1 pseudogene is annotated in these 247 nt (G+C 54.7%); it reads left to right on the plus strand.

What is annotated here, in order from left to right:
• Positions 1 to 2: 2 nt before the first annotated feature.
• Positions 3 to 247 (plus strand): annotated as a pseudogene (locus SB775_RS32505) (phospho-sugar mutase); the annotation flags it as partial.

The raw sequence follows: 247 nt of genomic DNA on the forward strand, positions 1-247 counted from the left end.
GGCTGGACGACCATACGAAACAACAGCTGCAAGTTTTATCGGAAGATGAGCAATTGGCAGAAGATGCGTTCTATCAAGATTTGGTGTTTGGCACAGGGGGCATGCGCGGTGAGATCGGGCCGGGCACGAACCGCATGAACGTCTATACCGTCAGGAAAGCGTCAAAAGGCATTGCCGATTATATCGAAAGCTTCGGCGAGGAGGCAATGAAGCGCGGGGTGGCGATTGCGTTCGACAGCCGCCGCAT

This window comes from Peribacillus sp. SIMBA_075 (assembly GCF_046534585.1).